Below are 13,546 nucleotides of genomic sequence, written 5' to 3' on the forward strand. Positions count from 1 at the left end.
TATGATGGGTTTATTATTGATTTTTTCAATAAATGATAATATAATATTGATATATTAAATAATGAATGATGTGAGGTGTATATTATGGAAATAGGAACAAAACTTAGGCGACTCAGGGAGAGTAGTTATTTAACGCAGGCAGAAGTAGCAGGAAAGCTCGGTATATCTCAGGGAACATACGCTCTTTGGGAGAAAAAAGATACAAACCCTACTCTTGAGTTGCTAGTAAAAATATCGGGACTTTATCATATTTCTTTAGACACTCTACTTTTGAGCGTTAAAGCAACACCAGAAGTTATAGAGTTAGTCAATAATTTTATACTACTCAAAAAAGAACAAAAAGATGTTGTGACAGACTTTACGAGATATTTGGTAGTGGACAACAGGACAAAAGAAAAAAACTCTGCGCAAGTTCTTGAATTTAAAACCTATCGAAAATCAGACCTCTATGAAGTAGAAGTTTCTGATGAAGAGTTATCTGCTGGTTTTGGTAACGGTGTGTCTAATACACAAGAAACTTACAAAGTTTATACTGATACATACGTCGGGCGTCACGACGGTGCTGCCAGGATAAAGGGAGAATCTATGCAACCAGATATTTCTAATGGTTCGATTGTTACTTTTATAATGGGTGGTTTTTCTATCAATGGAGATATTTATGTTATTTCAGAAGGCGGATATGGAGAAGAGACACTTTATTGTAAGCAGGTATTCAAAGATGATGAAGGTTTTCTTTGTCACTCCTTAAATCCTGACCCACAATATAAAGATTTCTACCTAAGCGAAGAAGCACGGATATTAGGTCCAGTAGTCAATTGTTTTGAAGAAATTGACTCAGAATTGATAGAAGATTGAGGAAAATAAATGATGGAAAATGAAAAAGAAAAAACAGAATTAAGACATATCAAAATAAGTGCGATTATAAATGCGAGCGATGAGCATGAACCAGATATCAAAAATGAGCAAGTGGTAGGACTTGAACCTCTAAGAGGTCAAGAACTCGAAAATGGAGAATACTACTTTATAAAGTATCAAGGTAAAAAGATGATACGCAAGATTTATTTTGCTGAGAATGGTTTAATGCTTATTAGAGTAAATCCAAAATATCCTAGTGAATATTATGAATTTACTGAAGATAAAGGTAAACAATTAGTAGTTTTGGCAAAAATTAACATTCATTATAAATTCAATAAATAAAGTTATACAATTAAAAAAAGAAAAAGTAAAAATTATATGAAAAAGTTATCAAATGAAGAAAGAAAATTTTTTGAACCAAGTCTCAATGATTGGAGACGAGAAATTTTTGATAGTGGGGCAATTACGTTGGCATTTGGAGAGCGTTTTATGGTTACTGGTGCAGAATATCCACCTGGGTTGGATGAGAAGCTCTATGAAAAATATCCAGATAGGAATCAGTGGTACAATGGATTATATCAAGATGAGGAACACGGGAAACAGGGACTTTATTTTGCATACCTTTTTGAAAATGGCTCAATATTAGAACTTGTTGAAGTTTTTGAATTAAAATATTTAAAGAATAGAAAGGATAAGCCTTCTATAATAGGTAGATACGATTTAATTTTTACAGAATATCCTTATTTTACAATACGAGCACAAGAACGTATTCACTTTAATTTCTTGCAAACAACGACAGACCTTCCTAAAATAGTAAATAGATATATTCAAAGAGAAGACTTTACTTTTATAAGGTCAATAGCGAAAATATCAGATGAAGAAATAGAAGATTATAAAACATTCAAAATGTATGAATGGATTGTTGGTAGGCATGATACCCCAGCTTATATTGTCATTATTCAAGAATGGATGACGGGAGAGGGTCCAGAGGTTATTGTTTATGATAAGAGGACTCAAAAAGAAATATTTCAATATTTAGCTTCTAAAAAAAGTTGGGAAAAATTAGCTGAAAGAATTAAGACGAACACTTTAGAGGAAGAAATTAACGCTCAAAACGATAGTACAATGAAAATTATTGAAGATTATTTGAAAAAAGCGAAGGATAAAAAAGATGACTAATACTGTTGTGCTTGTGGGACGATTAACACGAGAGATTGAATTACATTATACACCTCAAAATCAAGCTGTAGCGACTTTTTCTTTAGCAGTTAATCGACCGTTTAAGAATGCGAATGGGGAGCGTGAAGCTGATTTTATCCATTGTGTGATTTGGCGCAAACAAGCTGAAAACTTAGCAAATTGGACGAGAAAAGGCACTCAAATTGCCGTTACAGGGCATATACAAACACGAAGCTATGAAAATTCATCAGGAGACCGTGTTTATGTGACAGAAGTAGTCGTTGATAATTTTCAGATGCTAGAAACACGCGCAATACGTGAGAACAAAGCAGCTGAGCAAATTTCACAACAAGTTGAGATGATTTCTGGTTCTGATAATGTAGGCGAAAAATATAATCCCTTTGAGAATAGAGAACCAATGAATATTCCTGATGAAGCACTCCCTTTTTAGAAAAAGAGGTATCTGCAAGAGAGACAAGAGCTGGGAATTTTCTCAGCTTTTTTTGAACTATGAGATAATAAAATCATAAAGTAGTACGAATGGTTGTTACCTTTCCAAACTCAAAAGGCGCGTGAGTAGAATAGGTCAATAGGATTTACTTCACCGGTTCATTCATGATGCAGAAGAGGAGACTGATAATATGGAAGATTTTATTCTGATAAATGAAAATAAGAAACATCAAAAACCTTTTTTAGTGTATTCAATCTTAATTTTGTTTGTGATACTTGGAATAATATTGTTCTTAATAATGTATCTAGGACAAAGGAAAATTACAAGTGGAAAGGTTCAAGAAATATCAACTATTTTCCCTTTTCATCCATTGGCTAAACCTCAAAAAAACGAGTTAAAACACTACGTTCGTTATACATGCGATTTTTCTAATGTAAACTTTATGAAAGTAAAAAAAGGTGAGAGTTTGTTTTTACCCCCTTCAAATGTTCCAAAAGATAATACGATTATACCAGCGGGAAATTATCTGATAACAGTAAGAATGAATATTAGTAATACAATAGATGGAAAAACGATAGGAATAGGGGAAGCAACTACAAGAGTGAATGTGCCTCATCCAGTATATGCTCAATATTTACAGTGGAGAGAATTAAAGTATTCCTCTAATCTTTTTGGAAATTTTTTCAAAACGAGTGTCATAGCTATACGAGACATAACAGAGCCATCAGCTGTATTTGTCCAGTCAAGTGCGCGTGATACCAAACATACTTTGGAAAATACAGTAAGTGCTAGTATCAAACAAATTCAAAGTGGTTTTTTTTTTTAAGAAATGAGAATTTTCCCGGCTGTGTTTGTTGTATGAGATAATGAAATAAATAGAAATTTGGAGAATAATATTATGAGCAATTTTGCAAAATGGAATGATGAAAATAGCGAAAAACATGAATCAGATAATTTGCGCGTGGCTTTGATGGTTTCAAGAAATAAAGATAATCAACACCTTGAAAACTTTAAAGAACGACGCAAAGCTTTTCTCACGACTAGGAATAAAGAAGATAAAAAACTTTATGAAGAATTCAAGGCATTTGCTCAAGGAGGGCAATTAGGAGAAAGAAGTCGCCTCTATTTTTCCGTTAATAAACGGGATAATGTCAAGATAAACAAAGCCCTTATTCACTATCTTATAGACCACCCAGAATTAAATTTGGCTTCCTTACCAACTAAGGTGGCAGCTCTTGGAGCTAAAGTTGAAAATGCTTTGGAGAAAAGATGGTTATTTGATTTTGATGCACCAAAAGAAAAAATACAAGAATTCGTATCTGACTTACATCACGCCGGACTTTCAGATAATGAGATAGAGACACACGAAACACCAAATGGCTATGGGGTAATTATCGCTCACGGTTTTGACACGCGCGAACTTTTGGAGAAATGGACGGATGTTAGTTTGAAACGGGATGATTTACTTTGCATTGATTGGCTGACTAAGGAGGAATGAAAATATGAGTATGACTTTAAGAATTTATAGTGACGATATTATTGATGAAGAAGAGGAACGTACAGGTGAACTGCTTTATCAAGAGGACATTGGCTATGGAGCCTTTTACTTTTTGCGTAATGAGTTGTCACGCGCCCTTGGCTGGACAAATGCAACTGAAGATATATTTGAGAATGAGTGGAATAAGAATTATACACAGGAGAGCTTTCCTATTTTTGAGAGAGTCATGAATCTTTTAGATGTTGAACAAAAATCAGACGACATTTATATTTTTTATCACTTTGTTGCACATACAGATGTGGATGGTATTTGGCAACCAGAAGAATGTCAAAAATTAAAAGAATTGTTGTCCCCTTATTTTGAAACGAATCAATTAGAAAAAACGGAGGAGTGGGCGACTCTATTAGAAGCATTTGATACAGCTGTTAAATACCAACGTCCTTTAGAAAATTAAACGGGGGTTATTCCCGATATTTTTTAGAGTATGAGAGAATAGATTATCAAGAAAAAAGAGGTGTTCTCAATACTTTGATTATCCGTAAAAGGAAAATCAAATTCCTTAAAGATATTAAAATTGGAAAGGTTATTGACTCAGACTAGAAAATAATGGCTGAATAGTGTTTAGCTTACTTAACTTAAAAAAATTACAACAGGAATGAGAGGGAACAAAATGAATAAAGAAAGCATCAAAAAAATGCTAGATATCTTTGGGGGAGAGGAAGAAATGGCTTCTTACTACAAAGAAATTCTTTCAAGCCACCAGGAAATGTTGGAATTGTTTTTTAGTAAATATTTTGAAAAAACGGAAGGACCCAGTTGTTCTTTTGACAAAGCAAGCTTTACCATTAGTAAAATTTTAAAAGCATTAGAAGAAAAGAAAGTGTTACCTCTTCAGGAAAGTTATGATTTAGTAAAATTTCCTCAAATGAAAGAATATGAAGGAAAAATTGCCTATTGGTGTCCCAAAACATTGAAAAACACAGATGAAGCGATTGAACTCGTATATTCTGTTCTTTCGTGGAATTTTGAAAGGTTAGCAAGTATTATTAAAGATGAGAGGAAGTAGAATGCGTCAATTAATTATTTTAATCGGAATTTCTGGTTCTGGGAAATCTACCATTGCAAAAGAGCAAGAGAAAGTAAAACAAAATACAAAACGAATTAGTTCTGATGAACTGCGACTCCAACTGTATGGTACGCTCTCGGAAGGAAATCAACACAATGCGCGTGTCTTTGAAATTATGAATAAGACGGTATTCAAAGAGTTGGAGGAAAAAGATGCTATCGTTTATTATGATGCAACCAATCTCTCTCGCAAACGACGGGCACATTTATACCAAGAAGCAAAGCGACGTTTTACAGATGTTAAGGTCATTTGCCAAGTTGTTTTCTGCAATCCGGAACTGGCAAAACTGCGACAAACTTATAGAATAGGAGATGAAGCTGTCCCAAATGATGTCATAGAACGTCAATTCATGAATTTACAAGTACCACGTGTGAGTGTTGATTGTGACGATATTGTATTAAGCGGGGAATGCTGGTTTGATAAAGGAGAAGTCATCGCTCATAGAGTTCGATTAACTTTGAGAGCCTTAGTATATTATGCGACAGATGCTTTCAAACCATTGCTTAAACTAAACTATGCTCCTCATGAAAGTAAATGGCACACAGAAAGTATTGATGTCCATATTTTAGCTGTAAATAATACAGCGGTTCAGCGTTATGAAGCAAAAGATACATCCTCTTTCTTGGCTGCTGCGTTTCATGATTTGGGGAAAGGTTATGTAAAAAATAGAGGTATCAATTTTGGGACAAGTCACTACCTGACACATGAAGCTGTTGGAGCACAAATTTTACTTAATGCTATCCATTGCTTTGGGGACTTGTTAGAACTAGACAAAGAGGAATGCTTAGAAGCCGTAGAGCGTGTTTATCAGCATATGATAGCTCACCAAATTCGGAATGGCAACTGGTCAGAAAAAACGATAAAGAAATGGCAAGTAAAACACGACATTTCAGATGAGTTATTGATAAACTTGTTAAAATTTGCGGAAATAGATGCTCTATGTTCTATTCCTGTAAAAGAAGAGGGACCAGCATGAGGAGAAGAAAATGAAAAGCTATAAACTTTTATCGGAGTCTGGAAGAACGGAGCGCATTGTAACTTTGTCAGAGGAGCAAGCTGAAGCGTTCAAAAAATTCAAATTAAATCATATTTTTAAGTTCTCAAATTTTCAAGGTTTAGAGGGCGAGAAATTAGAAGCATATATGGAAATTCGGATGTTAAAGACTTTTTTGAAAAAATAATTGAATCGTGCTTCCTAGGAAGGGGGATAAATATGACAAGCGATATGTTAGAAAATTTTTTGAAGTATGAAAAAGAAAACTTAGTGCGCATTACACGAAACGAAGAGAAACAGCTGATGAGTGTAAAATACAATCTAAACTCAGATACCTTTGAGGGTTATGATGAGGCACCACAAGGTTTATCATGGAGTTTACCCTATATGCTTGACGCGCGTGGTATTGTATTGGATAGTGTAACAGGAGAAATTGTCGCACGCCCTTACCCAAAGTTTTTTAACTATGGTGAAAATGCACTTGCACAATGGGTAACTGATTATGACACAATGACTGTGACGGACAAACTAGACGGCTCTCTTGTTATTTATTCTAATTACCAGAATAGAAATATTTTTGCTTCCTCTGGCTCGACCATTTCTGAACATGCAGTATATTTTAGAAATTGGTTTGAACAGCATCTCAGCAAAGATGAACTAGAAAAGCTTTTCTCATTTGGTAAAACTTATACATTGCTATTTGAACATATTGGACCCAATGCTAAAATTGCCATTGATTATCCAGAAGAAAAGATGGTTCTTCATGGAATGATAGAAACAGCAACTGGTAAAAGCATTTCCTATATGAAAGTTCAAAAAACTGCGCAACAACTGGGTTTGGAAGCTATTCATGAAGAGCCAATTACAAAATTATCAGATTTAAAGAAATGGATGGCAGGACATAATGATGCCTACACAGAGGGATTGGTGGTTACCTTTCAAAAAAGAGGGGTGACAACACGCTTAAAGTTCAAAACAGAGCTATACATTGAACTGCACTATATGCTTTCACGCGCTCAAGGTTTGTTTTCTGATTTGTCCATGACAACATTTTCTAAACGTGGACGTGAGATTGTATTGGATGCTTATTATAATAATGAGATTGATGATTTGATTGCACTCAATGATAGAGCTAAGCCAGCTATTTTGAAGTTAATAACAACCATCAGAGAATTAACCCAAGCTTTCAATACATTTGTCCAAGAGCACGGAGAGCCAATTTTAGAAGTTCGCGCAGTATACTTTAAGACACATAAGAATGCACCTGCTATGGCATACATTTGGGCTTCTGGTGGGAATGCGGAAGATATGGTTAGAAAATATGTGTGATGTACTCTAGCGAATAAAAATAATTAGAAATTCAAAAAGCTCGTCAAATGCGAGTTTTTTTATTTACCCAGTTTTAAGCATTTGAAAATTAAATAAAGGACTTCTTTCCCGATATTTTCCTATCTATAGGATAATAAATGTATAAGAAAACTGGCACTTAAGTATGAATGAAAAATTAGTTACTGTAATTTGCCACAAATAGGCAATAATTAGAATTTGGAGAATGAGAAATGACTAAATACGAACGCTGTGAAGAGTGCACTTGCTCATATCCAGAGGGAACGACAGATTATGACTGTATTTTCTCAACTGGATATTGTGGCGAATGCCTAGCTGAGAAAGTTGAAAGAGGAGAGGAATATTAGATGACTAAGACTTTTGAAGGATTTACACGACCAGATAATGGTCCTATCACTGATTTAAATAACAATTTTCAGGCTGTTTTGAGCCAGTATCGCAAATTTAGAGAATATGCTACAGAACTCGAAAATAAACTTAAACTAGCGGAAGAGCAACGAATTGAAGCTAATAATCAAGCTACTTTAGAATATATCAGAGCGCATGAGGCTAAACCCCTGCCAGTAGTTCCGCGGTTCGTGGCGGATTGGTATGAAGAAAATAAATCTAACCTAGATTATATGATTTATGAAACTTGCATGAAATTAGAGGCTGAGCCTAGAGATGAATTTAGTAAGTGGTTTGGAAATGAGATTAATCATTCAATCACAACGCTAATTCGTATGCAAGACGGCTACACCGTTGAGCAGGAGCAGTTGTTTTATTTGAAACATATTGAGATGAGTAAGTGTCGTGAAAAATCTCATTCCTTAGCATATGTTGATGAAGGAATGTTCGGACATGATTATTTTGAAAATGATTTTTATCCTGATGGAGATATTTACAAATTCACTCAGCAAGAAATCGAAATCATGGAAGTCGGGAGTTATGAACAGATTCCTGTGCCTGTGGAAAGCGAGAACGAGAAATGAAAATACATGAATTAAAACTAGACATCAAATATTTTGATGATGTGAAAAATGGTATTAAGAACTTTGAAATTCGCAAGAATGACCGTGATTTCCAGGTCGGGGATATTTTGGAGTTGAAGAAAGTTAGTTGGTTTCTAAAATTTTTAGTTCCAATAAGATATGCAATATCCATCATGACTAATAGGCGCCAGACCTATCTTGATAAAGATGATATCCCTTGTATTGAAAGCAAGGCTGATACAATCAAAGCTAAGATTCTGAATGTTGTGCCAGCAGATGAATACAACAACTTTCATGAGTCTGTCAATGGAATTCCGCAATCAATTAAATGGGCTAATTCTTGTCAAGAAACTTACATAAAGACAATTAACAAAGTTTTGAACGACTATTTTTCTGCTGATAGATTGCCTGACAGTTATGTGATTCTCGGGATTGAGGTAATCAAATGAAAACTAAGCTACAAAAAATGCGTGACTGCTGGGAGGGCTGACGATAATGGGGCTTGCTTTGAAAATGTGCGAAATAGAGCAAAGCTACCATCGTCCATTTCTAGTAGAAACTTTATTGGAGATAGAAACTGACGGAGCTGACTCTGATGGTTCAGGAATTTTAGTTAGAACTGCAGCACAAGCCCTCAACTGCACGGTAGAAGATTTGACGGAGGATTAGAAAATGAAAAATTTAACAGTAACACAATTAATTGAAGAACTTGAAAAAATGCCACAAGATGCTTTGGTAGCAGTTTCAGGAGAAGACACTTGTTGGGGGATTTGTCAGGCGTTCCATGCTGATGGCGTGGTAGATTTAGTGCTGAATGAAGAGATTTGACGGAGGATTATAAAATGACTGAAACAGCAAAAGAGCGTATCTATCGTGAAGCACTGGAAGAAATAAAATTCAATGGAGATGTTGCGCTTGATGAGCAAAAATCGAATAGTGAGCCGACATATCAATCTAGTGCAGGCAAGCAATTTGACATTGCTAGACTAGCTTTGACAAAAGGAGACAAGATTCCTGCCAGCTCTGTCAGCACTGACAAACTTTCGGTTGAAAAACTACAGCTTAACACTGCGGTTGAAGCACTGACAGAATCAAAAGCATTATTAAGAGATATGAATAGAGAATGCGACGGGCTTAATAAGCCCAAGGAAACTCTTTACAACATCATTCAGCAAGCACTCGAAGGCTGGAGGAGGGAGAAGATGAGTAAAATAATTAAATGCCCAATTTGTCACGAAATGTCAGGTTTAAAGTATAACGTGAATAGAGTTTATCAAAGTCGTTGTCAAAATATGGAATGTCGTGAAACAGTCACAGTAACAGCACCGAGTCAGAAGGCAGCTGAGGAACTGCTCTCTAAATTTGAAAAAGGAACGGCACAACCGAGGACTAATGGCAATCAACGTAAAATAACTTACTAAAGGCAAAAGCATGAAAATGTCAAAAGAACAAATACGTAAGTTCTTAAAAGAATATTTTATTGAAATTGAAGAAGAGGAGCAAAAGTACAAAGAAAAATGAAGAAGGAGCAAGCTCTATGCCAAGACGAATAGTAGAAAAAGAAGCTCAACCACTTTTTAATTGTTTGAAAAAAGCAACAACTGGGGGAACACTGGACTTAAATCGTGTGGTTCAGGACTGGGTAGAAATTTCTGCTTATTCCTTAGCACTGGTTAATGGGGCAAATCAAGCAAAGGTATCTGATTTCTTAGATAAAATTAGTCAAATTCAAGGTAAATATAGTGAGCAACAGCTTCAACTATTTTCAGAAGCTTTAACTATTCTTGGCGAACTGCATGAGCAGGAAATCAAAGATTGGCTGGGACAGATTACCAGCGAAGTTTTTCTTACCGAAAACAAGGATGGACAGGTTTTTACCCCAGATTATGTTGGTCGCTTGATGAGTATGATTGTATCCCAAGGAGATGATAAAAAGAAAACAGAGACAGTTGCAGATATGTGTTGTGGGACAGGTTCACTCATTCTTGGACATATTGCCAATATGCGAGAGAAGAACTCGGATAAGAAAGTTATTGTCACAGCGTGTGATTTAGACCGCACTGCTCTGTTGTGTGCTTTCATCCAGTGTGGTATTCATAACATAACAGGAACTTTTGAGTATGGAAATGCGCTGACAAACGAAGTTTTTGAAGTTTTCTATTCAGCTCCAATAAGTTTAAGTTTCTAAGGAGGAAATATGCAAGAAAACCAACGATTTCTTGATGATTTAACAGAATTTGAGCAAGTCATCAAGGAACAAATGTACCTAGAATACAAAAAGTTTTTCTTTAAAATGCGTGCTATTATTAAATGGGGTAATCCGACGAATCCAGAATCATTGCGAGAAATGCGTCAAGCAATGATTGAACGCTTAAACGATGCTGGGGGGAATTTAAAATTCTTTGCGGAAGAAGTTAAGAGTTTTAGAAATGAAGTTGAGGAGAGTCAAGCTGATGAGCAAAGTAATCAATATCATAAAAGTTGAAAAATGGGGACATAATAAAAATTTTCAATATAGTTGCCACGCAAACTGGGGAAAGGTGCTCAAGTAGGTGCTTAGAAATTCAAAAAATAGAGAAATCGCTGGGATAAAGCAATAAACACGGAGGAATAAGCTCAACGATATAGAACATTTTATTTATATTTATTAAAATTATTGAAATGCAATTTAAAAACGAGATATTGCTATCTCGAAAATTTGTTTGTCTATTTACTCTTTTTTAATCATTTGGGGCATTTCATGGGGCTTTTTAGATAGTGATGATTAAGAAAGACTTAACCATACGAAGCGCAGGGCATCAATTACTTATGTGCTCTTTTTTTTTGTTCATACATATATAAAATTGAATTGATTGCTCCATTGGTGTGGGCAGGTTAGGCACTCAATGAAAGGAAAACGATGCTTTGCTTATCTACCATCTTCAACAGTTCCCAGACTGTTGAAGTCCCCACCAATGTTAGGGTACAACCTCACATCAAAGATATAAGGTCACACCTCCGTTTCACTACGTTATCCATTCGCTCTATCTCCACTTTGCACCGTAGCGAGCATCGACAGCGTAGCCTAAAGGGCGAAGATAGCACGCACTTGCTAAGTTAAAATATAGATAAAATTCTGTATCTTTTATTTTGGGTTGCTTTAAAATTTCGTTTTTTTTACGTTTCTAGAGATACTCAAGTTAACTATTGACAATTTTTTTATTTAGGTTTATCATGGGTTTATCAAAAAGATTTAACGTTAAACTTAAAGAAGGAAATGTTATGGAACAAATGGCTCAGGGGCAAAGAATGGAGAAGAAAAAAGGAATATTGAGGGAAAAATTAAAAAATAATGCTTCACTCTATCTCCTGCTCGCTCCAGCAACGATTTTATTGATTATGTTTGCGTATATCCCAATGTATGGACTTCTGATGGCTTTCAAGAATTATTCGCCTGCTCTAGGCGTTTGGAGAAGCCCTTGGGTAGGATTGATGTGGTTTCAGCAGTATTTTAGTTCTTACCAGTTTTTACCAACCATACTTAATACACTAAAAATTGCGCTTTATAGTATCATCATTGGATTTACTTTTCCCATTATTTTGGCTTTGATTTGTAATCAAATTCGAGTTCAGGCTTTTAAAAAGTTCTTTCAAGTGACGACTTATTTGCCTCACTTTATTTCGACAATGGTAATGTGCGGAATGTTGCTCTTATTTCTTTCACCATCCTCTGGGATGATTGCAAATTTCTTGCATCTTTTTAACTTAAAAATGCCTGATGTTGTCGGGAATCCAAACTCATTTGCAAGCCTCTATGTCTGGTCAGATGTTTGGCAGCATGTCGGTTGGAATTCAATTATTTATCTAGCAGCTCTATCTGCGATTGATCCTACTTATTATGAAGCAGCGACAATGGATGGGGCGACTCGCTTTCAACAAATGATTAAGATTGATTTACCACTTTTAGTTCCAACGATGATGATTATGCTGATATTGACGGTTGGTCAACTTCTTAATATCGGCTTTGAAAAAGTGTTACTTTTACAGAATCCTTTGAACTTACCTGGAAGTGAAATTATTTCAACTTATGTTTATAAAGTTGGTTTACAATCCTTTCAATATTCATATTCGACGGCGATTAATTTATTTCAAACCGTCATTAATCTGGTAGTTCTTGTAACGGTTAATTTTATTTCTCGTCGTTTGACTAAAACAGGATTATTTTAGGGGGAAAAAATGGCAAGCAAAGCAAAAAAAGTAAAGAAACCAACGACTTTAAATGAAAAAATTTTTAATTTTGTTGTTTATGGTCTATCTATTCTACTCATTTTGGTGATTATTTATCCCTTGTGGTTTGTGATTATTGCGAGCTTTTCAAATCCGGCAGATGTGGCAAGTGGTGCGGTATGGTTTTGGCCTAAGTCGTGGAGCTTAAAAGGCTACCAAGTCCTGTTCCAACAGCCCTTGCTTTGGCGTTCCTATTTTAATACGATATTCTATACCTTGGCGGGTACGGCTTTTGGTTTACTGGTCAATATTCCTGTAGCTTATGCATTGACGCGAAAAGACTTGCTTGGAAGAAAATGGATTTCACTTCTTTATGTTATTCCAATGTTTGTAACAGGTGGTTTGATTCCGATTTATTTGGTGACTAAAAATTTTGGTCTGCTCAATACGATTTGGGTGATGATTATCCCATTTGCTGTATCTCCTTATAATATTATTGTGGCTAGAACTTTCTTTCAGGAGTCTATCCCAGAGGGATTATGGGAAGCTGCTCAAGTGGATGGAAGTGGAACGATTCGATATTTCTTTACGATTGTACTGCCTTTATCCAAAGCAATCTTAGCGGTTATAGGACTGTGGACGGCGGTAGGGATTTGGAATTCATGGTTTAATGCGCTTATCTATCTGACCAATCCAAATTTGCAGCCTTTACAGCTCTTACTCAGACAGTTATTGATTATGAATCAAACTTTACAGACGCAAACTACAGGTGCGATGGCGAGTGAGTTGGCACAGACTTCTCAGATGATGCAATATGCTTCTATTGTTATTTCTACATTACCTATTATGTTGGTCTATCCTTTCTTACAAAAATACTTTAATCAAGGGGTAATGGTTGGTGCGATTAAAGAATGAGTCT

At 35.4% G+C, this 13,546-nt stretch carries 20 protein-coding genes; all 20 read left to right on the forward strand.

From position 1 onward, the window contains the following. Positions 1-84: 84 nt before the first annotated feature. The 20 genes from D7I46_RS01515 (at position 85) to D7I46_RS01600 (ending at position 13,542) form a co-directional block, all read left to right on the forward strand. Positions 85-855: a helix-turn-helix domain-containing protein gene (locus D7I46_RS01515; RefSeq protein ID WP_120771265.1), complete on the forward strand. Its 771-nt coding sequence runs from the start codon at positions 85-87 to the stop codon at positions 853-855. A gap of 9 nt (positions 856-864) precedes the next feature. Then, on the forward strand, positions 865-1,197 hold the full coding sequence (locus tag D7I46_RS01520) for a S24 family peptidase (RefSeq protein WP_120771266.1): 333 nt from the start codon (positions 865-867) through the stop codon (positions 1,195-1,197). 36 nt (positions 1,198-1,233) lie between these two features. Then, the gene (locus D7I46_RS01525) at positions 1,234-2,034 is read left to right on the forward strand and encodes a hypothetical protein (protein ID WP_120771267.1); all 801 of its coding nucleotides are present in this window, start codon (positions 1,234-1,236) and stop codon (positions 2,032-2,034) included. Beyond that, the gene (gene ssb, locus D7I46_RS01530) at positions 2,027-2,485 is read left to right on the forward strand and encodes a single-stranded DNA-binding protein (RefSeq protein ID WP_120771268.1); all 459 of its coding nucleotides are present in this window, start codon (positions 2,027-2,029) and stop codon (positions 2,483-2,485) included. The genes D7I46_RS01525 and ssb overlap by 8 nt, the downstream gene beginning before the upstream one ends. 190 nt (positions 2,486-2,675) lie before the next feature. Then, positions 2,676-3,311, forward strand: coding sequence for a hypothetical protein (locus D7I46_RS01535; protein WP_120771269.1), 636 nt, complete (start codon positions 2,676-2,678; stop codon positions 3,309-3,311). 72 nt (positions 3,312-3,383) lie between these two features. Continuing rightward, the gene (locus D7I46_RS13425; protein ID WP_205570821.1) at positions 3,384-3,983 is read left to right on the forward strand and encodes a hypothetical protein; all 600 of its coding nucleotides are present in this window, start codon (positions 3,384-3,386) and stop codon (positions 3,981-3,983) included. A 4-nt stretch (positions 3,984-3,987) separates the two neighbouring features. Then, positions 3,988-4,437 carry a hypothetical protein gene (locus tag D7I46_RS01545; RefSeq protein ID WP_120771270.1) on the forward strand — a complete coding sequence of 150 codons (450 nt, stop codon included), beginning with the start codon at positions 3,988-3,990 and terminating at the stop codon, positions 4,435-4,437. Positions 4,438-4,653: 216 nt separating this feature from the next. Further along, positions 4,654-5,049 carry a hypothetical protein gene (locus D7I46_RS01550; RefSeq protein WP_120771271.1) on the forward strand — a complete coding sequence of 132 codons (396 nt, stop codon included), beginning with the start codon at positions 4,654-4,656 and terminating at the stop codon, positions 5,047-5,049. Between the two features lies 1 nt (position 5,050). Further along, positions 5,051-6,085: an ATP-binding protein gene (locus D7I46_RS01555; protein ID WP_162930813.1), complete on the forward strand. Its 1,035-nt coding sequence runs from the start codon at positions 5,051-5,053 to the stop codon at positions 6,083-6,085. Between the two features lie 10 nt (positions 6,086-6,095). Further along, a complete protein-coding gene (locus D7I46_RS01560) occupies positions 6,096-6,290 on the forward strand; it encodes a hypothetical protein (protein WP_120771273.1) in 195 nt (64 codons plus the stop codon). 32 nt (positions 6,291-6,322) lie between these two features. Then, a complete protein-coding gene (locus D7I46_RS01565) occupies positions 6,323-7,432 on the forward strand; it encodes a T4 RnlA family RNA ligase (RefSeq protein ID WP_120771274.1) in 1,110 nt (369 codons plus the stop codon). A gap of 365 nt (positions 7,433-7,797) precedes the next feature. Further along, entirely contained in the window at positions 7,798-8,421 is a 624-nt protein-coding gene (locus tag D7I46_RS01570) for a DUF1642 domain-containing protein (protein WP_120771275.1), read from the forward strand. Further along, the gene (locus tag D7I46_RS01575; protein ID WP_120771276.1) at positions 8,418-8,870 is read left to right on the forward strand and encodes a DUF3850 domain-containing protein; all 453 of its coding nucleotides are present in this window, start codon (positions 8,418-8,420) and stop codon (positions 8,868-8,870) included. The genes D7I46_RS01570 and D7I46_RS01575 overlap by 4 nt, the downstream gene beginning before the upstream one ends. Before the next feature lie 46 nt (positions 8,871-8,916). After that, the gene (locus D7I46_RS13215; RefSeq protein WP_162930814.1) at positions 8,917-9,090 is read left to right on the forward strand and encodes a hypothetical protein; all 174 of its coding nucleotides are present in this window, start codon (positions 8,917-8,919) and stop codon (positions 9,088-9,090) included. Positions 9,091-9,093: 3 nt separating this feature from the next. Further along, entirely contained in the window at positions 9,094-9,249 is a 156-nt protein-coding gene (locus D7I46_RS13220) for a hypothetical protein (protein ID WP_162930774.1), read from the forward strand. Between the two features lie 14 nt (positions 9,250-9,263). Next, on the forward strand, positions 9,264-9,842 hold the full coding sequence (locus tag D7I46_RS01580) for a hypothetical protein (RefSeq protein WP_120771277.1): 579 nt from the start codon (positions 9,264-9,266) through the stop codon (positions 9,840-9,842). Between the two features lie 116 nt (positions 9,843-9,958). After that, positions 9,959-10,609 carry an N-6 DNA methylase gene (locus tag D7I46_RS01585; RefSeq protein WP_120771278.1) on the forward strand — a complete coding sequence of 217 codons (651 nt, stop codon included), beginning with the start codon at positions 9,959-9,961 and terminating at the stop codon, positions 10,607-10,609. A gap of 9 nt (positions 10,610-10,618) precedes the next feature. After that, positions 10,619-10,906: a hypothetical protein gene (locus D7I46_RS01590; protein ID WP_120771279.1), complete on the forward strand. Its 288-nt coding sequence runs from the start codon at positions 10,619-10,621 to the stop codon at positions 10,904-10,906. Between the two features lie 776 nt (positions 10,907-11,682). Beyond that, a complete protein-coding gene (locus D7I46_RS01595; RefSeq protein ID WP_240424463.1) occupies positions 11,683-12,627 on the forward strand; it encodes an ABC transporter permease in 945 nt (314 codons plus the stop codon). 9 nt (positions 12,628-12,636) lie between these two features. Next, entirely contained in the window at positions 12,637-13,542 is a 906-nt protein-coding gene (locus D7I46_RS01600) for a carbohydrate ABC transporter permease (protein WP_120771280.1), read from the forward strand. The last annotated feature ends 4 nt before the right edge of the window (positions 13,543-13,546 follow it).

The organism is Lactococcus allomyrinae (assembly GCF_003627095.1).
GTDB lineage: Bacteria > Bacillota > Bacilli > Lactobacillales > Streptococcaceae > Lactococcus > Lactococcus allomyrinae.